Raw genomic sequence first — 22,111 nt, 5'->3', positions numbered from 1 at the left:
CAGTCGGTCGTCGCGGCTTCGTCACGATCACAACTTCTGCAGGCGTTCGATGGCCGCGTCCAGCGTGGCCTCGTTCTTGGCGAAGCACAGACGCGCCAGGCGCTGGCCGGCCGGCGGTGTTTCGTAGAACGGCGAGAGCGGAATGGCGGCGACGCCCTTCTCCGTGGTGAGCCAGCGGCAGAAGGCCAGATCGTCGAGGTCGCTCACGGCCGAATAGTCGACCAGCTGGAAGTAGCCGCCTGGCACCGGCAGCGGCTCCAGCTTCGTGGTCAGCAGTTGTTCGCGGAAACGGTCGCGCTTGGCCTGGTAGAAGGCACCGAGCTGCTCGTAATGCTCCGGCTCGGCATCCAGCATCGCCGCGAAGGCATGTTGTGCCGGCGCGAATGTGCAAAACACGTTGTATTGATGCACCTTGCGGAATTCCGCCGACAGCTTCGGCGGCGCGATGCAGTAGCCGAGCTTCCAGCCGGTGCAGTGATAGGTCTTGCCGAAGCTGGACACGACGAAGGCGCGTTCGCGCAGTTCCGGATAGCGCAATGCCGACTCGTGGCGCGCGCCGTCGAAGACGATGTGCTCGTACACCTCGTCCGACAGCAGGAAGATCCCGGTATCGCGCAGCAAATCGGCGACGCTGGCCATGTCGTCGGCCGAGAGCATCGCGCCGGAAGGGTTGTGCGGGCTGTTGATGATCAGCAGCCGCGTCTTCGGCGTGATCGCCTCGCGCACGCGCTGCCAGTCGGGCGCGAAGGTGCGCGGGTCGAGCGGCACGTGCACGGCGCGCGCGCCGGCCAGATCGATCGCCGGTTCGTAGCTGTCGTAGGCCGGATCGAGCACGATCACTTCGTCGCCCGCATGCGCCACCGCGTGCACGACGTTGAAGATCGCTTCGGTGGCGCCGCTGGTCACGGTGATTTCGGTGTCCGCGTCGGGGCGATAGCCGTAGACGCGCTCGGTCTTGGCGGCAATGGCCTGGCGCAACGACGGAATGCCGGTCATCGGCGCGTACTGGTTGTGTCCTGCGCGCATGGCGCGGTCGAGTTCGTCCACCAGGCGCTGCGGCACGGAGAAGTCGGGAAAGCCTTGCCCGAGATTGACCGCGCCGTGCTCGGCGGCGAGCTGCGACATCACGGTGAAGATCGTGGTGCCGACCTTGGGCAGTTTCGTCTGTGGCATGTGGGGATTCCGATGGAGAGTCGCGACGTGGGAGTCAGGCAGTTTACGGATGCTTTGTGATGGGTTAAACCTAATCGATGTCGACTTCTCAAGACACGCCAGGGGCGCCTCCCGTCCCTGCGCTGGTGCGCGCCTATGTGGCTGCCAAGTACTACTGGCAGCATCACGGCGAATGGCATCCCTTCGCCATCGGCCAGCCGGTGGCGGCGCTGGAGCGGCTCTATCCGGATGTCGATGGCTTCGGGGCGATCTCGGCATGGAATCCGCATTCGATCCAGCGCGAGGAATCACTCAACCGCGACGCCGACCGCGAACTGCAGGCGGAGCTGGCCGCCAGCGGACGCCCCTTCTGTCCTTCCTATGCATCGGCCGGGAACCGGGCGTGGCGTGAACCGGGCTGGATCGCGATGGGGCTGCCGGTCGACGAGTTCGATGCGCTGCTTCGGCGTTTCAGGCAACTGGCCGGTGTCTGGTGGACGCGCGGCGGCACGGCCCGGTTGCGCGTGGATGCGCCATGTCCACCTGGCTTTGACGGCGAGGAGTGGGTGGACTGGCTAAGATGATGCGATCGCCGACATTTCGTTGTGTCTTCGCCTGATGCCTGAGATTCCCACACCATGACACTCCCTATGCCATCCATGGCGCCACTGTGCCGGCTTCGGGCCGCACGGCCCGGCCATCCTTGGCCGGGCGCTCGGAGCCGCAGCCGATGCCGATAGGGCATCAGCTGAGCGCGGCTCCTCTCCTCGCCGTGCGCGGGCTGCGCTTCACGCGCAACGAACTGCCGGTGTTCGGTCCGCTGGAATTCTCGGTGGAACCCGGCGAGGCCTTGCTGGTGCAAGGCGACAACGGCGCCGGCAAGACCACGCTGTTGCGGGTGCTGGCCGGGTTGCTGCGCGGCGACGAAGGCGAGATCAGCATCCACGGGCAACCAGCGACCGCGGTGACGCGTGCGACCACCGTCGCCTACCTCGGCCATCTGCCGGCGCTGAAGGCAGACCTCAGCGCGCTCGAAAACCTGCAGTTCCTGTGCGGCCTGCACGGACGTCGCGCGCATCTGCCGCTGGAAAACGCAATGGCGACAGTGGGGCTGGCCGGCTACGAGGATGCGTTGGCGCGGCAACTTTCCGCCGGCCAGAAGAAGCGGCTGTCGCTGGCGCGCCTGTGGCTGTCGCCGGCGCCGTTGTGGCTGCTCGACGAGCCCTACGCCAACCTCGACCTGGGCGGCATCGAACTGGTCAACCGCATGGTGCAGGCGCACCTGCGCGATGGCGGGGCCGCGCTCGTGACGACACATGGCGCTTATGCCGCGCCGCCTGTGAGAACCCGGATGCTGGTACTGGAGCGCGGCCATGCATGAATCCTCGGCCGCGGCATCTCCCGGACTGCTCGGCTCCGCCAAGGCACTGCTCGTCCGCGACCTGCGCCTGCTCTGGCGTCGCCGTGGCGATGCTCTGCAGCCGGCGTTGTTCGCGCTCCTAGTGATCGTGCTGTTCGCGCTCGCGCTGGGCAGCGAGACCAAGATCCTGGCGACGGTGGCACCGGGCGTGCTCTGGGTGGCGGCCCTGCTCTCGGGCCTGCTGGCGCTGGACACGCTGTTCCGTGGCGACGCCGAGGACGGCTCGCTCGAACAATGGATGCTGGCACCCGTGCCGCTGAGCTGGCTCGTCCTGATGCGCACGCTCATCCATTGGGCGACGACGGCCCTGCCGCTGCTGGTGTTCGCGCCGCTGCTGGCGGAGCTGATGCACCTGCCGCACGAACAGCTGCCTGTGCTGATGGCCTCCCTGGCCCTGGGCACGCCCTTGCTGAGCCTGCTCGGCGCCGTGGTCGCGGCGCTGACGGTCGGCATGCGCCGCTCCGGCATCCTGGTGGCCCTGCTGGCGCTGCCGCTATACGTGCCGGTGCTGGTGTTCGGCGCCGGCAGCGTCGCCGCCAGCGCGCAAGGGCTGGACGTGGCCGGCGCCCTGCTCCTGCTCGGCGCCGGACTGGTGCTGGCGCTGGTGCTGGCCCCGCTCGCCGCGGCGGCGGCGATCCGGATCGCGCTCAGCTAATCAGCTAAATCGCCCCCCGAATCACGCTCAGCTGATAGACGGCTTGCCGGGCGCCATACTGATACGGTCTGTTGCAGCAACCTCGGCATGATCGACAATAAGAGTAATAGAGATTACTTTTCGCCCACGCCGAGCCAGGTGCCGGTCCTACCCAGCCATGAGGCCATCTCCATGATCCGTAAACTCGTATTCGCTGCGGCGCTTTCCGCGCTGGCCCCTTCCGCCTTCGCCGCCGCCAGTTGTTCGGTGGATATCGAGGGCACCGATGCGATGAAGTACAACGTCGCCAACATCGACGTGAGCAAGAGCTGCAAGACCTTCACCATCAACCTCAAGCACAGCGGCAAGCTGGCCAAGACGGTGATGGGCCACAACGTGGTGGTGGCGGCGACCTCCGACATCCCCGGCATCGACACCGACGGCATCAAGGCCGGTCTGGCGAGCGACTACATCAAGGCCGGCGACGCGCGCGTCATCGCCCACAGCAAGGTGGTCGGCGGCGGCGAAAGCACCTCGGTCAGCTTCCCGGTCTCCAAGCTTGGGGCCGGCCCTTACTCGTTCTTCTGCAGCTTCCCGGGCCACTCGGCCCTGATGAAGGGCACCATCACGCTCAAACCGTGATGATATGCCAGAGCCGTTCACAAGAACGGCTCTGCCATGCTCGTCGTCGTGGACGATTCTCGGCCATCCGCCGGGCTGGTATCCTGCGCCCATCGTGCCGCGGTACGTACAGGTTTTCGACTCGATCGCCGCCGATCGCCTCCAGATGCCTGCCCGGAAGCGGCCACAATCACCAGTAGCCCGAAACCGAGTCCCCGCAGCAGCATGAACCCCGTCGTTCGTTGGTTCCACCAACTCGGCTCCCCGCCCTATTTCGACCGCTTCGCTGCGCGCTGGGCGCCTTGGGGTTATGGGCTCGGGCTGGTCATCATGGCCTGGGGCATCTGGCAGGGACTGTTCGCGGTGCCGGCCGATTACCAGCAGGGCGACAGCTTCCGCATCCTCTACATCCACGTGCCGAGCGCGTGGATGAGCCTGGCCGTCTACGGCCTGATGGCGATCTATGCCGCGATCGCGCTGATCTGGCGCATCAAGCTGTGCGAGATCCTGGCAATGGCCTGCGCGCCGATCGGCGCCGGCTTCACCCTGATCACGCTCGTCACCGGTTCGATCTGGGGCAAGCCGATGTGGGGCACATGGTGGGATTGGGATCCGCGCCTGACCAGCGAACTGGTCCTGCTGTTCCTCTACCTCGGCATCATCGGTCTCTACCACGCCATCGACGACCGTCGTTCCGCCGCGCGCGCCGCCGGCCTGCTGGCCATCGTCGGCGTGGTGCTGTTGCCGATCATCCGCTACTCCGTCGACTGGTGGCATTCGCTGCACCAGGGCCAGACGATCAGCCTGACGGGCGGCTCGAAGATGGACTCCAGCATGCTGCCGCCCTTGTTCGCCATGGTGATCGGCACGCACGTCTGGTTCGTCGGTTCGTTGCTGGCGCGCGCGCGCGCCGACAATCTCCGTCGCGAAGCGGGCAAGGATTGGGTGACGAAACTCGCGACGGGCACGGGGGAATCGCGATGAACTATTTGAACTATGTGATCGCGGCGTATCTGGTCTTCGCCGTCGTGATGCTCTGGGACTGGCTGGCGCCGCGCCTGCGCATCCGCCAGCAGTTGCGCAGCGCGCACCTGCTCGCCGCGCGCAAGCAGGCCGCCAAGGCCAATGTCGGCGGGGAACTGACGCGATGAATCCGACTCGCCGCCGCCGTCTCTGGCTGATCCTCGGCGTGATCGCCGCCGCCTCACTCGCCACCACGCTGGTCGTGCTCGCCCTGCAGCGCAACGTGGCCTACCTGTACACGCCGGCGGAAATCCTCAGCGGCAAGGCCGGTGAGAGCGTGTCCTCGGGCGCCGCCAAGTTCCGCCTTGGCGGCATGGTCGCGGAGAATTCCTTCAAGCGCGCCGGCGGTTCGATGGAAGCACGCTTCCTCGTCACCGACGGCGATGCGCAGTTGCCCGTGGTCTACACCGGCATCCTGCCGGATCTGTTCCGCGAGAAGCAGGCGGTGGTCGCCACCGGCCGCATGCAGGGCGGCACCTTCGTCGCCGAGCAGGTGCTGGCCAAGCACGACGAGACCTACGTGCCGAAGGAAGTCGCCGACAAGATGGGCCTCGCGCACCAGAAGCATGGCGTGAAAACGCCGCCGGAAGCACAGTAAGTGCTGCCCGAACTCGGACAGGTCGCGCTGATCCTGGCGCTGTTGGTCGCGCTGCTGCAAGCGGTGCTGCCGCTGGTCGGCGCGCAGCGCAACAACGCCGCATGGATGACGGTCGCGCGCCCCGCCGCCTATGCGCAGCTGATCATGGTACTGGTCGCGTTCGTGATCCTCACGGTCTCGTTCGTGATGCAGGACTTCTCGCTGCGTTATGTCGCACAGAACTCCAACTCGCTGCTGCCACTGATCTACCGCTACACCGCGGTCTGGGGCGCGCATGAAGGCTCGCAGCTGCTGTGGGCGCTGATCCTCGCTGCGTGGACCGCGGCGGTGGCGGAATTCTCGCGACAATTGCCGCAGCAGGTGGTCGCACGCGTGCTCGGCATCATGGGACTGATCAGCATCGGCTTCCTGTCGTTCCTGATCTTCACTTCCAATCCGTTCGAACGCCTGCTGCCCGCCGCCGAGGAAGGCCGCGACCTCAATCCGCTGCTGCAGGATCCGGGGATGATCATCCATCCGCCGATGCTGTACCTGGGCTACGTCGGTTTCGTGGTGCCGTTCGCCTTCGCCATCGCCGCCTTGATCGATGGCCGCATGGACGCGCGCTGGCTGCGCTGGACGCGGCCGTGGACCAACGTCGCCTGGGGCCTGCTCACCTGCGGCATCGCGCTCGGTTCGTGGTGGGCGTATTACGAGTTGGGCTGGGGTGGCTGGTGGTTCTGGGACCCGGTCGAGAACGCCAGCTTCATGCCCTGGCTCGCCGGTGCCGCCCTGCTCCACTCGCAAGCGGTGACGGAAAAGCGCGGCAGCTTCCGCGGCTGGACGGTGCTGCTCGCCATCGCCGCGTTCTCGTTGTCGCTGCTCGGCACGTTCCTGGTGCGCTCGGGTGTGCTGACCAGCGTGCACGCCTTCGCCGCCGATCCGACGCGAGGTCTGTTCATCCTGATCTTCCTCGTCATCGTCATCGGCGGCTCGCTGCTGCTGTACGCGCTGCGCGCGCCGCGCTTCGAAGAAGGCGCGCCGTTCGCCGCCAGTTCGCGCGAGACGCTGCTGCTGGCGAACAACGTCCTGCTGGCTTCGGCCTGCGGCATGGTGTTGCTGGGCACGTTGTATCCGCTGCTGGCCGATGCACTCGATCTCGGCAAGATCTCGGTCGGCCCGCCCTACTTCGGACTGCTGTTCTTCCTGCTGATGACGCCGCTGGTGCTGTTGCTGCCGTTCGGCCCGATCACGCGCTGGCAGCGGGAACAGGCGTCAAAACCGCTGGCCATGCTGGCGCCATGGGCGGTATTGGCTCTTGTACTCGGCGCGATCGCCTACTTCCTGGCACCGCAGGGCGCGTGGAAGACGGCCGCCGGCATCGCCGCCTCGGGTTGGGTATTGCTCGGCACCGCGCGTTTCGTCTGGACGCGTTTCAAGAGCAGCGGCCGTCGCTTCACGCCCGAAATGCTGGGCATGACCTTCGCGCATACCGGCATCGCCGTGTTCCTGGTCGGTGCGCTGCTGGTGGAAGCGCAGAACGTGCAGCGCGAACTCGCGCTCAAACCCGGCCAGTCGGTCGAACTGGGGCACTACGCATTCCGCTTCGAAGGCGTGACTGAGACGCAGGGGCCCAACTACGTCGCCGATCGCGGCAGCGTGCAGATCTCGCGCAACGGACACTTGCTCACCACGCTTGAACCGGAGAAACGCGCCTACGCCAGCGGCGGCCAGGTGATGACCGAGGCCGGCATCCACCCCGGCCTGTTCGCCGACGTGTACGTCGCGCTGGGTGAACCGCTTGATCCCGCCCAGGGCGCCAACGGCCCCTGGGCGGTGCGTGTGCACATCAAGCCGTTCGTTCGCTGGATCTGGTTCGGCGCGGTGTTGATGGCGCTCGGTGGTTTCATCACCGCCACTGACCGGCGCTTCCGGGCAGACAATTTCCGCGCGGACAAATCGTCTAAGCACCAGACGCAGGAGCCCGCATGAACGAGACCGCTTCTCCTCGCAAGGGTCCTTCCAGGATCGGCCTCGTCATCGGCGTGCTGCTGTTCGTCGCGCTGGCCGGACTGCTGTTCTACGGTGTGCGCCAATCCGACCGCGCCGATCGCGAATCCCTGCCCTCGCCGCTGATCGGCAAGCCCGCGCCCGACTTCGCATTGCCGGTGCTGCACGAATCCGGCCGCCTGGTGAGCAAGCGCGAACTGCTCGGCGCGCCCTACGTGCTCAACGTCTGGGGCAGCTGGTGTCCCGAGTGCCGCGTCGAGCATCCCGTGCTCAGCAAATTCGCGCTGACCAAGCGCGTGCGCGTGATCGGCTACAACCTCAAGGACGAGCATGCCGAGGCGCTGAAGTGGCTGGAGCAGTTCGGCAATCCCTACATGCTGGTGCTCACCGACTACGACGGCCGCGCGGCCATCGACTGGGGCATCTACGGTGCCCCGGAAACCTTCCTCGTCGACGCCAAGGGCATCGTGCGCTGGAAGCACGTCGGCGCACTGACCGACAAAATCATCAAAGACGAACTGCTCCCGCAACTTGAAAAGGCAGAGCGCGGCGGATGAACCGGTTGGCGCATCTCATCGCCGCCTGCGTGCTGACGCTGGCATCATTGCTGGCGGTCCCCGCGCACGCGCAGGCGAACAACGACGCCACGCCACTGCAATTCCGCGATGCCGCCGAAGAAGAACGCCTGCACGACCTCACCGCCGAACTGCGCTGCGTGATGTGCCAGAACCAGTCGCTCGCCGACTCCAGCGCCCCCATCGCCCATGACCTGCGCCGCGAAGTGCTCAAGCTGATGCGCGAAGGAAAATCCAATGGCGAGATCAAGGATTACCTGGTCGCGCGCTACGGCGAATTCGTGCTCTACAAGCCATCGGTGGAACCGACCACCTGGCTGCTGTGGTTCGGGCCGGCGCTGCTTCTGCTTGTGGGTGCGTTTGTTCTGTACCGCATCGTGAGCAAACGCTCACGTCGCGATATTGCCGCACCGAACGATGATCAGGAGTGGTGATGACCCCGTTGTTCGCCGCCATCGCCATCGTGCTGACCCTGCTCGTGCTGGGCTTCGTGCTCTGGCCGCTCTGGAAACGCCCCGCCGGCAAGCGCCAGCGCATCGCCGCCTTCGGCGTACTGGTCGTGCTCGGCCTGTCGACGCTGGCGCTCTATCACTACGTCGGCATGCCGGCGGCCCTCAGCATACCGACGACCGCGCCGAAGACGCCGGAGGAAGCCGTCGTCCAGCTCGAAGCCGCCCTCGCCCGCAATCCGGATCGCGCCGAAGGCTGGGTGCTGCTGGCACGGACCTATTCCGCGCTCGATCGCCAGACCGAATCGCGCGATGCCTACGCGCGCGCACTGAAACTGCTTCCCGACGAGCCCGAGCTGTTGCTGGAAGCCGCGCAGGCCCGCCTCATGTCCGATCCGCAGAAATCGTTCGATGCGGAAACCGTGGCGATGCTGCAGCATGCATTGCAACTGGAACCGACGAATCAGCATGCGCGCTGGTTCGTGGGCGCCTGGCAGCGCCAGAGTGGCCGGGCCGCGGAAGCCGCCGCAACCTGGGAGCCGTTGCTGACGCAGGTCACGGACCAGGCCGCCCTCGCCACGCTGCGCGTGCAGATCGATGCCGCGCGTCAGGAAGCCGGATTGCAGCCCCTGCCCGCGGCACCGGCGGCCGCGCCTTCGGCCAACGCGTTGACCGTGAAAGTCGCGCTCGATCCAAATTTCGCCTCGCGCGTGCGCCTGCGCGGCGACACCAGCGTGTTCGTGATCGCACGCGTTCCTGGCGGGCCGCCGATGCCGGTGGCGGTCGAGAAACATCGTCTGCAGGATCTGCCGCTCACGATCACGCTCGACGACGGCGACAGCCCCATGCCAACGCAGAAGCTATCCGCGTTGAAGGACGTGGAAATCTTCGCGCGCCTGTCCGAGAGCGGCCAGGCGATGCGCCAGGACGGCGATATCGAATCGAAGCCCGTGCAGATCAGCCTGCCGGCGAAAGCACCGGTCGAACTCGTCATCGGGCACTAGATGCTCGTCTTCCCGCGAAGGCGGGAATGACGAACTTAAACACCGTCCGCACTACGCGTCACGCAACTTGCAGGATGCGCTCGAACACGCTTTCGCCGCGGATGTCGCGCAGGTTCACGCGCAGCGCTCGCGTATCCGGATCGATGTCGACCTCGCCGAAGAACTGATAACCGGCCAGCGGCGAAGCATTCGGCGCCGGCGGCGCCTTCTGGAAGACCACCTGCGGTCCGAACGTGCCGTCGAGCGCGTTCGGGCCGAACGCACCGGCATTCAGGGGGCCTGCGACGAATTCCCAGAACGGCGAGAAATCCTGGAACGCCGCGTGGTTCGGATCGTAGTAATGCGCGGCGCAGTAATGCACGTCGGCCGTCAGCCAGACCACGTTGTCCACATGGCGGATGTCGTGCAGCAGCTTGGCGAATTCCAGCTCGCGACCGCGCGGCAATCCGTTCTCGCCGTTGGCGACCGCTTCCCAGCGCGGCCTGCCTTGCGCATCGACGCCATCGGGCACATGCAATCCGAGCGGCATGTCGGCGGCGACGATCTTCCAGACCGCGCGTGAGCGGCGCAGTCCTTCCGCCAGTTCACGCAACTGGCGCCACCCGAGGAATGCAGTCTCCGGCCCGGAAACGGGCTGCAGATTGTCGGTATTCGGGCCTCGATAGCTGCGCATGTCGAGCATGAACACGTCCAGCAACGGGCCGTAGTGGACGACGCGATCGATGCGCGTCGACTGCGGATCGCGGCTGCGGCGTTGCGGCGAGTATTCGAGGAAGGCCTGCCGCGAACGCCGGACCAGGACATCGATGTCCTTGACGGTATAACGCGAATCGGCACTGAGATCCTTGGACGGCGACCAGTTGTTGACGGTCTCGTGATCGTCCCACTGCCACAGCTGCGGCACCTGCGCGGCGAAGCGGCGCACGTTCTCGTCACGCAGGTTGTAGCGATAGCGGCCGCGGAATTCGTCCAGGCTCTCGGCAACCTTGTGCACGCCCTCGGCGACGAGATTGCGCCAGATGCGGCCGCCTTCCGCGGTGACTTGCTCCGCGATCGGTCCATCCGCGTAGATCACATCGCCCGAATGCAGGAAGAAATCCGGATCGCGCTGACGCATGGCCTCGAAGATGCGCATGCCGCCGAATTCGGGGTTGATGCCCCAGCCTTGTCCGGCGACATCGCCACCCCAGACGAAACGCACCGGCCGCAGCCGCGTGGAGGCCGCGGGTGCCGGGCGCAGCAAGCCCTGTGTCCAGTCGCTGAAGACGCCGCTGTGCGCGTCCTCGAATCCCACGCGCACCAGGCGCCGGGACGATGACGGCGGCAACATCACATCCAGGCGCGCGGTGAAGTCGCTGGCTTGCGTCGCCAGCGGGCCGCACAGGCGACGCGCGCGACGGAAGCCGTCTTCGTCGCCGATCTCCACCCACATTCGCGCCGCGCGATCCGCGCGCGCCCAGACAGTGGCAACGCCCGGCTCCACATCGCCGAACTGGATGCCGTAGGGCAACTTCGGTCGCGCCGATTCCGCCGCCAGCACCGCCGGCGCGGCGACGGCCGGCAGTGCGCAGTGCAATGCGCCCAGGCCGAGTGCGGCTCCGGAATGACGCAGGAAACGGCGGCGCGAAAGATCGGATTCGGACATGTCGGCGGCCAGTGTGACGTTCAGCCGAAACTATCCGATCCACATTGCAGGCCGGTTGCATGTCGAGGTATCGCAACACGCGCCAGCAAAACAAGTTGAAAAGCGTCACACGTCCGCGGGCGCCACTTCCCTCAACTTGCCTTCATGCAGCTCCAGCACGCGATCCAGGCGGCGCGCCAGACGGCGGTCGTGCGTCACCATCACCAGGCTGGTGCGCTGGGCACGATTCAATTCCAGCATCAGATCGAACACGGTGGCCGCGGTCTTCTCGTCGAGATTGCCCGTCGGCTCGTCCCCCAGCACACAGGCCGGCTTGTTGACCAGCGCGCGCGCCACGGCGGCACGCTGGCGTTCGCCGCCCGACAGCTCGCCCGGCTTGTGTTCGAGTCGATGGCCGAGGCCCACCGATTCCAGCAACCCGCGCGCGCGCTGCGAAGCCTCGCGGACGTCGGTGCCGTTCAACAGCACCGGCAGCATCACGTTCTCCAGCGCGGTGAATTCCGGAAGCAGATGATGGAACTGGTACACGAAACCCAGCGCCTTGTTGCGCAGCTGGCCGCGCGCGGCATCGGAAAGCGCGCTCATCTTCTGGCCGGCGACGAATACCTCGCCCGCGGTCGGCGTGTCGAGGCCGCCAAGCAGGTGCAGCAACGTGCTTTTGCCGGCGCCTGACGGTCCCAGGATCGCCACGGTCTCGCCCGCGTCGACATGGAAGTCGAGCTGGTCGAACACGTGCGTGCGCAAACTGCCCTCGGCATAGGTCTTGCCGAGTTTCTCGGCCTGCAGCACATGGCCAGCCGCGTCTTTCAGATGATCATTCATAACGCAGCGCCTCCGCCGGCGCCGTGCGCGCCGCGCGCCATGCCGGATAGATGGTGGCGAGGAAGGCCATCACCAGCGCGACCATGGCGATGGTGACGACGTCGCTGGTTTCCAGCTGCGTCGGCAAGCCGGTGATGTAGTACACGTCCTCCGGCATCAGCTGCACACCAATGACTTTTTCGATCGCGCGCAGGATGTGTTCGAGGTTGAGCGTGAGCAGGATGCCGCCGACCACACCGATGACCGTTCCCATCAGGCCGATCAGCGAGCCTTGCACCATGAACACCTGCATCACCCCGCGCGGCGTCAGGCCGAGCGTGCGCAGGATGGCGATATCGGCCTGCTTGTCGGTCACCAGCATCACCTGCGAGGACACCAGATTGAACGCGCCCATGGCGATGATCAGCGACAGCAGGATCGCCATCATCGTCTTCTCCAGCTTGAGCGCGCGGAACATGTTGGCGTTGTCGGTGCTCCAGTCGGTGATGCGGTAAGGCTGCTTCAGTTCATGGAGGAGCTTTTGTGCGAGGTCTTCCGCCACATCCCAGGCCAGATCCATGTCGTGCAGTTTCAGGCGCACACCACTGACGCCGTCGCCCATGCGCAGCACGCGTTGCGCATCGCGCAGGTTGACGACCGCCAAGCCCCGATCGAAATCCTGATAACCCGCCTCGAAGATGCCGCTCACCGTGTAGCGCTTGAGCTGCTGCATCGCGCCCATTGGCGTGGCGCGGATGTCGGTGAGCACCACGACCTTGTCGCCGATGGTCACGCCCATCCAGGTCGCCAGTTCGCGGCCGAGCACGATATTGAAGGAACCGGGCGTGAGGTCGGACAGCTTGCCCTGGATCATCTTGTCGGCGATCACCGAGACCTTGCTTTCCGCCTCGGGATCGACACCACGGATGATGGCCGGCTGCTTGCGGACGCCGGTCAGCAGCGCCTGGGTCTCGATGAACGGTGCGGCGCCGGCCACGCGCGGATCGCGGTAGGCCTCGGCCACGGCACGTTGCCAACCCTTCATCACATCGCCGTCGGCGGTGATGGTGGCGTGCGCGGCCATCTGCAGCATGCGATCGCGAATTTCGCGCTGGAACCCGCTCATCACCGCCAAGGTGGTGATCAGCGCGGCGACGCCCAGGGCGATGCCGAGGATCGAGGCCAGCGAGATGAAGGAGATGAAGCCGTTGCGGCGCTTGGCGCGCAGGTAGCGCAGGCCGATGGCGACGGGGATGGGTTTGAACATGAGATGCGGCTGCCAAAACAGCCGCTATGGTGCCACCGAAGCCCTCGACCGCGTAATTTCCTGGCTGGAGGCGGCCAGCCGCAGTTCACGCCGCGGTCCGGCCGGCAACGTGTCCGGCCAGAAGGCGAGCCGCCGGGTACGGTCGTCCTCATCGCGCCAACGCAGGAAGGCAAGCGGCCCCCGCCAGGTGACGATCAGATCGCGGGCAGCCCGCCCGTCGATCGTGGATGCGGCGTCACCGGCCGCGATCACGATGTCGCATGCCGGTCTTGCCGCTTCCCGATATGCCTTGCACAGCCCGGACACGAAGGCCAACAACGCCAGCGGCCACGCCGCCACGCGTGGCATCTCCGAAGCCAGCACGGCCAGCGGCGCCAGCAACGCGAACGAGACGAGGATCGCGATCAGGAGGCGCGAAGGCCGCCACGCCACCCTGCCCCCTGGCTTAGCCCGCGGGCGGGAGGGCGCGAATCGCTTGGACGAGCGCGTCGAGTTCGGCATCTGCGGGACGTTCATGACCGAGGAACCACTTCCACAGCCTATCGTCTTCGCAGTCCAGCAACAGTCGGAAAACCCCGCGCTCGGCCTCGGACGCCTGCGCATAGCGCTGGTCGAGCCAGCGATTGAACAGCTGATCGAGTTCACGCATGCCGCGGCGACTGCGCCAGCGCAGGCGCCGGAGCTCCGCTTCCTGATCCACGTTCGTCTCCTCTTTACATTGCGCTGCGACCCCGGATGATCCGGACCCGCCAGTCAGGGGTCCGGCCTGCCCGACAGGCGGGCACTGTTGCAACACGGACATGGAACCTGGATATTATCGCGACGAGGCAGATGCCATGGACAGGCATTAGGCTACCGATGCAACCTACATCGGCGACCTCATCTCTCAAATGGACTCTTGCATGACCGCCTTTCGTTCTGGCCCGCGCGCTGCCTCGACCCGCTACCTGTTCGGTCTCGCCGCCACGGCGCTGTTCGTGCTTTCTGCCTGCGATTCCTCCAAGCCGGCGCCCGCATCGGCACCGGTGCCCGTGTCGGCTCCGGCATCTGCATCGCCTCCGGAAACCGAACCGACTCCGACGGCCGCCACGACCGATCAACAATCTCCCACCAGCATCGCCTGCCCCTCGCAGGAACTGAAAGCCTTCATCGTCGCCTTCGCCGAGGACCCTGCCCTGCAAAAGGCATTCACGGCCGATGTCGTCGACACTGCTTTCATCGACTGGAATGCACAACCCGAGCCAGCCGAATCCAGCGAACCGCTGCCTCGCGAAAAGCTCCACTTCCCCGTGATGCCCAATCGCGCGCAACAGTCCAAGGAAGGATTGCAGTACCGGGAGATCCCGGCGGACGACAAATCCGCCATCGTCGTGCTGGAAGTGCCGGACACCGATGCGCAGCTTCGCTATACCTTCCGCCACGACCAGTGCTGGACCCTCGTCAAGATCGTCGATCCGGCGTTCGGGAAGGCGTTTCCGGGCGAGGCGCCGCCTCCTGGATAGACGAAGCATCCTGCTATCGTGCAATAGGAATCCAACGCCAATCGGTCGTCTGTAGGGAGCATACGAAAGAATGAATCACCGAAATCTTCTACTGCCAACGCTGCTTCTGGGCTTTTGCGTCGCAGCCTGCGCGAAGGCCGGCGGCGAAGCCGCCGCTGACGGCAACAAAGTCCCGGCCACAGCTTCGACGCTGGTGGCCGCGAGCACGCCGGCCGCCAATGCCGCTGGCGATTCGACGGCATCCGCGACTGAAAAGAAACCCTCCTCCGACGACGAGGATCCGGGTGCGCTGCCAAAAACGAAGGGCATCACGCAAACCTTCACCGCCTGCATGGAACGCGCGGATACGGATTCGATCGCCCAAGCGGACTGCCTCACCGACGAACGTGATCGCCAGGACAAGAGACTGAATCAGGTCTACAAGGCGCTCCTCGCCGAGCTCAAGGGCAGCCAGCGCGAGCAGATGGTGGAAGCACAGCGCGCCTGGGTGCAGCTTCAGCAGAAGGACGGCGCGTTCGAGGCCTCGATCTTCGACAATCTGGGTCAGCTGGGGAACCTCCAGGGCGTCGAGAATCAGATGCTGCGCCTGGCCGAACGCGCCAATCGTCTCGAAAACTACACGGAGTTGGCGAAGAGCCAGCCATAGCCCGACTTCAAAAACGGAATTCCAGGAACTCATACAAGGGAGTGATGCATGACGAACATCGATACCAGAAATCTCGATGCCACGGCCGGAGCGGTGTATTTCACCGTCGGCCGCGGCACGGAGGGCGGCAGCGCGTCGTACCGGCTGTCGGTCGCCGGCGTGAGAAACAGCGAATGGGGACAGGTCGGCGCCGTGGCCGACAACAGCGGCTACAGCATCGGCACGATCCAGGTTGACCTGGGGCAGCGCGGTACCTGGCCGCTCGGCGCGATCCGCGAACGCCCGCTCAGTGCCGGCGAGACCACCTATGTGGATGCCATCATCGGACAGGCCTCGACCTATGCCCGGCAACACGGCTTGCCATTCACCAACAACACGGCTCAGCTGCGCACCGATCTGCTCAGCCACGGCGACGGCGGGCTGAGGTCGAACGGCACGCGCCGCGATTCGATCACCTTCATCGACGCCAACACGCGCGACAGCATCAATGCCTGGGCCTCTTCCGACGAAGGCAGGCGCTGGATCCACGCCAACATCGACTACCCGCAGGTCAGGAACGCGACGCAGACCGCGATGTCGATCCTCGACCGGCATGGACAGAACATTCCGGAAGACCGCCGCTTCGAAGCCATCAACGTCCTCGCCAAGACGGCCAACCAGCTTCCCGGCACGCTGGGCAGGCTGGAAAACGTGCTCAGGAACGGCGGGGATTACGACGCGCTGATGGAGGAAGCCAGGAACATCCAACGCACGGTTTCGCGCCATTACGCCGGACCGCGTGCGGGCAATCTGGCGGAAGGCTACGAGGCCAACTACGCCGACCCGGCCCGGCGGCCCGCGATGGACCGCGCCCACGCGCAGGTCAGTCGGCCGGATTACGATCCCGCCAACGAGCGCAACAATCCGGACGTGCGGCAGGCGCTGTCCGCGCTGCCCGGCCGGACGCCGGGCAGGTCGGCCGCCAACACCGTGCTCGAACAGGGCGAAAGCGGCCGCGAAGTCCGCAAGCTCGAGTCCAATCTGGCAGGTCTGGGCATCACAGACGCCCAGGGCCGGGCGTTGCAGGTGGACGGCCAGTTCACCGCCGAGACCAAGCAAGCCGTGGAAGCCTATCAGCGCGGTGCGCGCCTGGAGCCGGTCGACGGCAAGGCCGGCCCGGCCACCCTCGGCGCAATCGACCGGGAAGTCCGTGGATTGCAGAACAACCTGAGGACGCTCGGCGCCACCGAGCGCAACGGCCAGCCGCTCACCGCCGACGGCTACTACGGCGACGGCACCCGTGACGCGGTGCGGACCTTCCAGCAGACCCACGGAATCAATCCCACCGGTGCCGCCGATCCGGCCACGCTCCGCGCGATCGAGACCGCCGCACGCGAACGCACGCAAGCCGCGCCGCAGCCGGGCACACAGACGCCCGCGCCTGCTCCGGTCCAGCCGGGTGCGCAGACGCCTGCTCCGGCCCCTGCTCAACCGGCTGCGCAGACGCCAACTCCCGCGCCGGCCCAGCCAGGCACGCAGACGCCACCGGCAAATCCCGCATCTGCCGCACAAGGCCCGCAGTCGTTCAACGACGTGATGCGGATCATGCTGCCGCCGCAGAACGGCGTCGCTCCGCACATCACCAGCGACTTCGGCGACCGCATCATCAACGGCCGGCACGATGATCACGGTGGCGTCGACTTCAACTACGTCGGCGGACAATCCGGCGCCAACCTGCGCCATCCGACCGTGCGTTCGCCGGTCAGCGGCGAAGTCGTGTTCTCGGGCGGCAGCTACGGCACCGTGAAGATCCGCGACGACCAGGGCAACATGCACGAAATCCTGCACATGGATTCGCGCTCGGTGCAGGTGACCAATCCGCCGACCCGCGTCCAGGCGGGCGATCCGATCGGCACGATGGGTGGCCGCGGCCCAGGCGGCCCGGGCGACTACGCGCAGCACGTGCATTACCAGATGCGCGATCCGAACGGCCGGCTGCTCGACCCCGAGGCGTACTGGAACAATCCCCAGCGCGCCCAGGCACACGACCCGCTGGCCGATGGCCGCCTGCAGCGCAGCGAGCGCGGCGACTCCGTGCGTGAGTTGCAGCAGAACCTGATCACGCTCGGCGCGCAGTTCCGCGACGGCCAGGGACGATCGATCGGCGCGACCGGTTTCTACGGCACACAGACCGAAACCGCGGTCCGCGACTTCCAGCGCGGTCACAACCTGCCGCAGACCGGCATCGCCGACGAAGCCACCCGCAGTGCGATCGAAACCGCCGCGCGCGAACGCACGCAGGGCCAGACGACGCAGCCCGCTCCTGCAACACCGACGCAGACCGCACCAGCTACTCCGGCTCAACCGGGCGCACAGACCCCGCCCACCACTCCGGCTCAAACAGGCACGCAGACGGCCCCCGCCACTCCGGCTCAACCGGGTGCGCAACCCGCGCCGGCCAATCCGCAACAGCCCCAGCAGACAGGTTCACCCGATCTGCTTACGCATCCGCAGAATCCGAACAACCCACTGTTCAATCAGGTTCTGCATGCGGTCCAGGCCGCCGAAAGGGAGCGTGGCGTCGTCCCAGGCGAACACAGCGAACGACTTGCCGCGGCGCTGACTGTTGAAGCGATCCGTGAACGCATCTCCCGCGTGGATCGCGTGGAATTGAGCCGCGATGGCTCACTCGCGCGCGTGGTGCAAAACAGCCCGCAGGGCAATCTGTCGGAGCTCAACATCCGCACCGATGCGATCAGCACCCAGCAAGCCGTACAGCAGCCGATCCGTGAAAGCAGCGAGCAGGCCACGCAGGTCTCGAACAACGTCCGCATGCAGGATCAGCATCGCAACCAACAGGAACAAGAACGTCGCCAGCAATCGGCGATGAGTTACGCCTGACGCCTTGACGACGCCATGTCAACGATGCGCTGCCGCCTTCAAGCGTCAGCGCATCTGCGTGGCTGTCTTCTGCTCGACTTGTTCCGGCCGCGGAATGCGCGGCTCAACCATGACGGAAACGATTCAGGCGCGCACCGCGCGCCTGCCGGTCACACCTGCCGCGCCAGCATCAGCTGCTTGATCTCGCCGATCGCCTTGGCCGGATTGAGACCCTTCGGACAGGTCCGCGCGCAGTTCATGATCGTGTGGCAGCGATAGAGCTTGAACGGATCCTCGAGATCGTCCAGGCGCGCGCCAGTATCCTCGTCACGGCTGTCGATGATCCAGCGATAAGCCTGCAACAGGATCGCGGGGCCGAGATAACGATCGCCGTTCCACCAGTAGCTCGGGCATGAAGTGCTGCAGCAGGCGCACAGGATGCACTCGTACAGACCATCGAGCTTGGCGCGGTCATCCTTCGACTGCAGGCGCTCGCGATCCGGCGGCGGCGCGCTCTGCGTGCGGATCCACGGCTTGATCGAGGCGTACTGCGCGTAGAAGTGGGTCAGGTCCGGGACCAGATCCTTCACCACTTCCATGTGCGGCAATGGGTAGATCGGCACTTCGCCCTTGCCCTTGCCGCAGTCGTCGATCGCCTTCGTGCACGCCAGCGTGTTGGTGCCGTCGATGTTCATCGCGCAGCTGCCGCAGATGCCCTCGCGGCAGGAGCGGCGGAAGGTCAGCGTCGGATCGATCTCGTTCTTGATCTTGATCAGCGCGTCCAGAACCATCGGCCCGCACTTGTCGAGATCGACCTCGTAAGTGTCGGTGCGCGGGTTCTCGCCGTCGTCCGGGTTCCAGCGGTACACCTTGAACTCGCGGATGCGCTTGGCACCGGCCGGCGCGGAGAAACGCCTGCCCTTGTGGACTTTCGAGTTCTTGGGAAGAGTGAATTCGGCCACGGTTTCGTTTCCCGGTAAACGCGGATCCCTCCGCAAAATCCCGCACATCCATGTGCGGACTTCTCAATTCAATACACGCGCGCTTTCGGCGGTACAACTTCGACTTCGTCGTCGAGGGTATACATGTGCACCGGGCGGTAATCGATGTTGGTTTCGCCGTTGTCGGCAACCGAGCACAGCGTGTGCTTCTGCCAGTCGACGTCGTTGCGGTCCGGGAAGTCCTCGCGCGCATGCGCGCCACGCGACTCGGTGCGGTTCTCGGCGGAAACGATCGTCGCCAGCGCCTGGCCGAGCAGGTTCTGCAGTTCGAAGGTCTCGATCAGGTCGGAGTTCCAGACCAGCGAGCGGTCGCTGACCTTGACGTCGGCGAACGATGCATGGATCTCGCGGATCTTCTTCACGCCCTCGGCCAGCGTTTCGCCGGTGCGGAACACGGCGGCGTCGGCCTGCATCGTGCGCTGCATCTTGTCGCGGATCACCGCCGTCGGCGTGCCGCCGTTGGCGTTGCGCAGCTTGTCGAGGTTGGCGAGCGACTTGTCGCAGGCGTCCTTCGGCAGGGGCTTGTGCGGCTGGTTCGGCTTGATCGTCTCGCCGCAGCGATTCGCGACGGCGCGGCCGAACACAACGAGGTCGAGCAGCGAGTTGGAGCCAAGACGGTTGGCGCCATGCACCGATACGCAGGCGGCTTCGCCGATGGCGTACAGACCCGGCACCACCGCATCCGGATCGTCGCCGCGCTTCTGCACGACTTCGCCGTGGTAATTGGTCGGGATGCCGCCCATGTTGTAGTGCACGGTCGGGATCACCGGGATCGGCTGCTTGGTGACGTCCACGCCAGCGAAGATGCGCGCACTCTCGGCGATGCCCGGAAGCTTCTCGTGGATGTCCTTCGGATCGAGGTGCGTCAGGTCGAGATGGATGTGGTCCTTGTGCTCGCCGACGCCGCGGCCTTCGCGGATTTCCAGCGTCATCGAGCGGCTGACCACGTCGCGCGATGCAAGATCCTTCGCGTTCGGCGCGTAGCGCTCCATGAAGCGCTCGCCCTGGCTGTTGCGCAGGATGCCGCCCTCACCTCGCACGCCCTCGGTGATCAGGCAGCCGGCGCCGTAGATGCCGGTCGGATGGAATTGCACGAATTCCATGTCCTGCAGGCCGAGGCCGGCGCGCAGCGCCATGCCGCCACCGTCGCCGGTGCAGGTATGCGCCGATGTCGCCGAGAAGAAGGCCCGGCCATAGCCGCCAGTGGCCAGCACCACGCCGTGGGCGCGGAACAGGTGCAGCGTGCCTTCGGCCATGTCGAGCGCGAGCACGCCGCGGCAGGCGCCGTCGGCGTCCATGATCAGGTCGAGCGCGAAGTATTCGATGAAGAAGCGCGCGTCGTGCTTGAGCGACTGCTGGTACAGCGTATGCAGCATGGCGTGCCCGGTGCGGTCGGCGGCAGCGCAGGTGCGTTGCGCGGCGGGGCCTTCACCATACTTCGTGGTCATGCCGCCGAACGGGCGCTGGTAGATCTTGCCTTCCTCGGTCCGAGAGAACGGCACGCCCTGGTGTTCGAGCTCGATCACAGCCGGAATCGCTTCGCGGCACATGTACTCGATCGCATCCTGATCGCCCAGCCAGTCCGAGCCCTTGATGGTGTCGTAGAAGTGATAGCGCCAGTCGTCCTCGCTCATGTTCCCGAGCGCGGCGGAGATGCCGCCCTGCGCCGCCACCGTGTGCGAGCGCGTCGGGAACACCTTGGTGATGCAGGCGGTCTGCAGGCCCTTGTGCGCGAGGCCGAAGGTGGCGCGCAGACCGGCGCCACCGGCGCCGACCACGACCATGTCGTATTTGTGTTCGGTGATCTTGTAGGCGTTGCTCATCGTCGGCTTTGTATGAGGGCTCAGGCCAGCAGCGCGATGCGGCCGATCGCGTACAACGACGCGAGCGCTCCGAAGACGCAGAGGAAGGTGACAAGAAGCTGCAGGGCGATCTCGTAGGCGCGCGTGTGCACGTAGTCCTCGATCACCACCTGGATGCCGAGCTTCGCGTGCCAGAACAGCGCCAGCACGAAGATCGCGAACAGGATCGCGTTGTAGGGCTTGGCCAGCGTCGCATGCACGGTGGCGAGATCGGCGCCGACGAACGACACCAGGATGCCGACCAGCCAGGGCACCAACACCGCCAGCACGATCGCGGTGACGCGCTGCCACCAGAAGTGGCCGACGCCGGACTTGGCCGATCCCAAACCGCGCGCGCGGGCGATTGGCGTCCGGTAATCCTTCTTCGCGGAAGCGGGCTTCGCGCTGGACGTCGACTCGCTCATGCTCCACCCCGCAGCGCGAAGAACCAGATCAGGACCGTGAACACCACGGAGAGAACCGCAACCGTGTAGCCGGAGCGGTAGACCTCGGGAATCTCGAAGCCCAGGCCGATATCCCACAGCAGGTGCCGGATGCCGTTGAGCAGGTGATAGACCAGCGAGAACGAGAAGCCGAACAGCACGAACTTGCCGAACGGCGAAGCCAGGCAGGCCGCCGCGTGTGCGTAGGCGTCACCACCCGCCGCCACCGCCAGCAGCCACCAGGCCAGGCCGAACGCGCCCACCCACAGGGCGATGCCGGTCATCCGGTGCAGGAACGACATGACCGACGTGATCTGGAACCGGTAATGGCTCCCGAGCATGAAAGGCGAGATGGGGCGTTTATTGGACATCGCGGCGCGGTTCTCTTCGCTGGGCGGCAGCGTGCCGCGTTGGCTCATTGTGCGGCGGCTGCCGGATGGAAATGAAATATCGCGATCGGTCAGAAATCGATGCAGCGACCGTTCTTTTCCCAGTCGCCGTAGCGGGTGGGATCAGGGCCGTCGCGGCCCCCGATCTCCTTCTGCGGCACCGGTACCGGAACGGGCATTTCCGTCTGTACCGGCTCCGGCTGGGGAACGCTTTCGCCTATGATGGCTGGGTCTCGCACGAACGAAAGTTTA

General features: G+C 65.9%; 25 protein-coding genes. 14 read left to right on the top strand and 11 right to left on the bottom strand.

From position 1 onward, the window contains the following. Positions 1–27: 27 nt before the first annotated feature. Positions 28–1,173: a pyridoxal phosphate-dependent aminotransferase gene (locus tag AC1RNP_RS06025; RefSeq protein WP_493050359.1), complete on the bottom strand. Its 1,146-nt coding sequence runs from the start codon at positions 1,171–1,173 to the stop codon at positions 28–30. 77 nt (positions 1,174–1,250) lie between these two features. Here AC1RNP_RS06025 and AC1RNP_RS06020 point away from each other — a divergent pair, with 77 nt between their 5' ends. The 11 genes from AC1RNP_RS06020 (at position 1,251) to AC1RNP_RS05970 (ending at position 9,465) form a co-directional block, all read left to right on the top strand. Further along, positions 1,251–1,736 (top strand): DUF3293 domain-containing protein, encoded by a 486-nt coding sequence (locus AC1RNP_RS06020; RefSeq protein WP_493050358.1) that lies wholly within the window; start codon positions 1,251–1,253, stop codon positions 1,734–1,736. Between the two features lie 146 nt (positions 1,737–1,882). Beyond that, positions 1,883–2,533 (top strand): heme ABC exporter ATP-binding protein CcmA, encoded by a 651-nt coding sequence (gene ccmA / locus AC1RNP_RS06015; protein WP_493050357.1) that lies wholly within the window; start codon positions 1,883–1,885, stop codon positions 2,531–2,533. Beyond that, the gene (ccmB, locus tag AC1RNP_RS06010) at positions 2,526–3,227 is read left to right on the top strand and encodes a heme exporter protein CcmB (RefSeq protein WP_493050356.1); all 702 of its coding nucleotides are present in this window, start codon (positions 2,526–2,528) and stop codon (positions 3,225–3,227) included. Before ccmA ends, ccmB begins: the two co-directional genes overlap by 8 nt. Before the next feature lie 171 nt (positions 3,228–3,398). Beyond that, complete coding sequence (azu, locus tag AC1RNP_RS06005) at positions 3,399–3,848, top strand: azurin (RefSeq protein ID WP_493050355.1); 450 nt, start codon at positions 3,399–3,401, stop codon at positions 3,846–3,848. A 204-nt stretch (positions 3,849–4,052) separates the two neighbouring features. Continuing rightward, on the top strand, positions 4,053–4,811 hold the full coding sequence (locus tag AC1RNP_RS06000) for a heme ABC transporter permease (protein ID WP_493050354.1): 759 nt from the start codon (positions 4,053–4,055) through the stop codon (positions 4,809–4,811). Then, a complete protein-coding gene (locus AC1RNP_RS05995) occupies positions 4,808–4,978 on the top strand; it encodes a heme exporter protein CcmD (protein WP_493050353.1) in 171 nt (56 codons plus the stop codon). The genes AC1RNP_RS06000 and AC1RNP_RS05995 overlap by 4 nt, the downstream gene beginning before the upstream one ends. Continuing rightward, positions 4,975–5,448, top strand: a complete 474-nt coding sequence (ccmE, locus tag AC1RNP_RS05990; RefSeq protein WP_493050352.1) for a cytochrome c maturation protein CcmE — start codon at positions 4,975–4,977, stop codon at positions 5,446–5,448. The genes AC1RNP_RS05995 and ccmE overlap by 4 nt, the downstream gene beginning before the upstream one ends. Then, positions 5,449–7,419: a heme lyase CcmF/NrfE family subunit gene (locus AC1RNP_RS05985; RefSeq protein ID WP_493050351.1), complete on the top strand. Its 1,971-nt coding sequence runs from the start codon at positions 5,449–5,451 to the stop codon at positions 7,417–7,419. Next, positions 7,416–7,994: a DsbE family thiol:disulfide interchange protein gene (locus AC1RNP_RS05980; RefSeq protein ID WP_493050350.1), complete on the top strand. Its 579-nt coding sequence runs from the start codon at positions 7,416–7,418 to the stop codon at positions 7,992–7,994. The genes AC1RNP_RS05985 and AC1RNP_RS05980 overlap by 4 nt, the downstream gene beginning before the upstream one ends. Next, positions 7,991–8,446 (top strand): cytochrome c-type biogenesis protein, encoded by a 456-nt coding sequence (locus tag AC1RNP_RS05975; RefSeq protein ID WP_493050349.1) that lies wholly within the window; start codon positions 7,991–7,993, stop codon positions 8,444–8,446. Before AC1RNP_RS05980 ends, AC1RNP_RS05975 begins: the two co-directional genes overlap by 4 nt. Then, complete coding sequence (locus AC1RNP_RS05970) at positions 8,446–9,465, top strand: tetratricopeptide repeat protein (RefSeq protein ID WP_493050348.1); 1,020 nt, start codon at positions 8,446–8,448, stop codon at positions 9,463–9,465. Before AC1RNP_RS05975 ends, AC1RNP_RS05970 begins: the two co-directional genes overlap by 1 nt. 58 nt (positions 9,466–9,523) lie before the next feature. Here the strand turns inward: AC1RNP_RS05970 and AC1RNP_RS05965 are convergent, their stop codons facing one another. The 5 genes from AC1RNP_RS05965 to AC1RNP_RS05945 all read right to left on the bottom strand — a co-directional run bounded on the left by AC1RNP_RS05965 (position 9,524) and on the right by AC1RNP_RS05945 (position 13,878). Continuing rightward, positions 9,524–11,110, bottom strand: a complete 1,587-nt coding sequence (locus AC1RNP_RS05965; protein ID WP_493050347.1) for an alkaline phosphatase D family protein — start codon at positions 11,108–11,110, stop codon at positions 9,524–9,526. A 105-nt stretch (positions 11,111–11,215) separates the two neighbouring features. Next, positions 11,216–11,932, bottom strand: a complete 717-nt coding sequence (gene lolD, locus AC1RNP_RS05960; RefSeq protein ID WP_493050346.1) for a lipoprotein-releasing ABC transporter ATP-binding protein LolD — start codon at positions 11,930–11,932, stop codon at positions 11,216–11,218. After that, positions 11,925–13,178 (bottom strand): lipoprotein-releasing ABC transporter permease subunit, encoded by a 1,254-nt coding sequence (locus AC1RNP_RS05955; protein WP_493050345.1) that lies wholly within the window; start codon positions 13,176–13,178, stop codon positions 11,925–11,927. The genes lolD and AC1RNP_RS05955 overlap by 8 nt, the downstream gene beginning before the upstream one ends. A 24-nt stretch (positions 13,179–13,202) precedes the next feature. Next, positions 13,203–13,610 carry a hypothetical protein gene (locus AC1RNP_RS05950; protein ID WP_493050344.1) on the bottom strand — a complete coding sequence of 136 codons (408 nt, stop codon included), beginning with the start codon at positions 13,608–13,610 and terminating at the stop codon, positions 13,203–13,205. Between the two features lie 13 nt (positions 13,611–13,623). Beyond that, on the bottom strand, positions 13,624–13,878 hold the full coding sequence (locus AC1RNP_RS05945) for an FAD assembly factor SdhE (RefSeq protein ID WP_493050343.1): 255 nt from the start codon (positions 13,876–13,878) through the stop codon (positions 13,624–13,626). A 202-nt stretch (positions 13,879–14,080) separates the two neighbouring features. On the opposite strand from AC1RNP_RS05945, the gene AC1RNP_RS05940 reads away from it, so the two are divergent. The 3 genes from AC1RNP_RS05940 to AC1RNP_RS05930 all read left to right on the top strand — a co-directional run bounded on the left by AC1RNP_RS05940 (position 14,081) and on the right by AC1RNP_RS05930 (position 18,206). Beyond that, complete coding sequence (locus AC1RNP_RS05940; RefSeq protein WP_493050342.1) at positions 14,081–14,680, top strand: hypothetical protein; 600 nt, start codon at positions 14,081–14,083, stop codon at positions 14,678–14,680. Between the two features lie 70 nt (positions 14,681–14,750). Continuing rightward, the gene (locus AC1RNP_RS05935; protein WP_493050341.1) at positions 14,751–15,326 is read left to right on the top strand and encodes a lysozyme inhibitor LprI family protein; all 576 of its coding nucleotides are present in this window, start codon (positions 14,751–14,753) and stop codon (positions 15,324–15,326) included. 48 nt (positions 15,327–15,374) lie between these two features. Beyond that, a complete protein-coding gene (locus AC1RNP_RS05930) occupies positions 15,375–18,206 on the top strand; it encodes a peptidoglycan-binding protein (RefSeq protein WP_493050340.1) in 2,832 nt (943 codons plus the stop codon). A 149-nt stretch (positions 18,207–18,355) separates the two neighbouring features. Here the strand turns inward: AC1RNP_RS05930 and AC1RNP_RS05925 are convergent, their stop codons facing one another. From AC1RNP_RS05925 to AC1RNP_RS05905, 5 genes are all read right to left on the bottom strand, one after another. Further along, positions 18,356–19,147, bottom strand: a complete 792-nt coding sequence (locus AC1RNP_RS05925; protein ID WP_493050339.1) for a succinate dehydrogenase iron-sulfur subunit — start codon at positions 19,145–19,147, stop codon at positions 18,356–18,358. Between the two features lie 68 nt (positions 19,148–19,215). Beyond that, on the bottom strand, positions 19,216–21,009 hold the full coding sequence (gene sdhA / locus AC1RNP_RS05920) for a succinate dehydrogenase flavoprotein subunit (protein WP_493050338.1): 1,794 nt from the start codon (positions 21,007–21,009) through the stop codon (positions 19,216–19,218). Positions 21,010–21,029: 20 nt separating this feature from the next. Then, positions 21,030–21,452 (bottom strand): succinate dehydrogenase, hydrophobic membrane anchor protein, encoded by a 423-nt coding sequence (gene sdhD / locus AC1RNP_RS05915; RefSeq protein WP_493050337.1) that lies wholly within the window; start codon positions 21,450–21,452, stop codon positions 21,030–21,032. Continuing rightward, complete coding sequence (gene sdhC / locus AC1RNP_RS05910) at positions 21,449–21,889, bottom strand: succinate dehydrogenase, cytochrome b556 subunit (protein WP_493050336.1); 441 nt, start codon at positions 21,887–21,889, stop codon at positions 21,449–21,451. Before sdhC ends, sdhD begins: the two co-directional genes overlap by 4 nt. Before the next feature lie 41 nt (positions 21,890–21,930). Further along, a complete protein-coding gene (locus AC1RNP_RS05905) occupies positions 21,931–22,038 on the bottom strand; it encodes a DUF1674 domain-containing protein (protein WP_493050335.1) in 108 nt (35 codons plus the stop codon). Positions 22,039–22,111 lie beyond the last annotated feature (73 nt).

This window comes from Luteimonas sp. GW821-FHT14E02 (assembly GCF_058803905.1).
The sequence above is the reverse complement of the archived record's forward strand: the minus strand, read 5'-3'. Positions and strand labels throughout refer to the sequence as shown.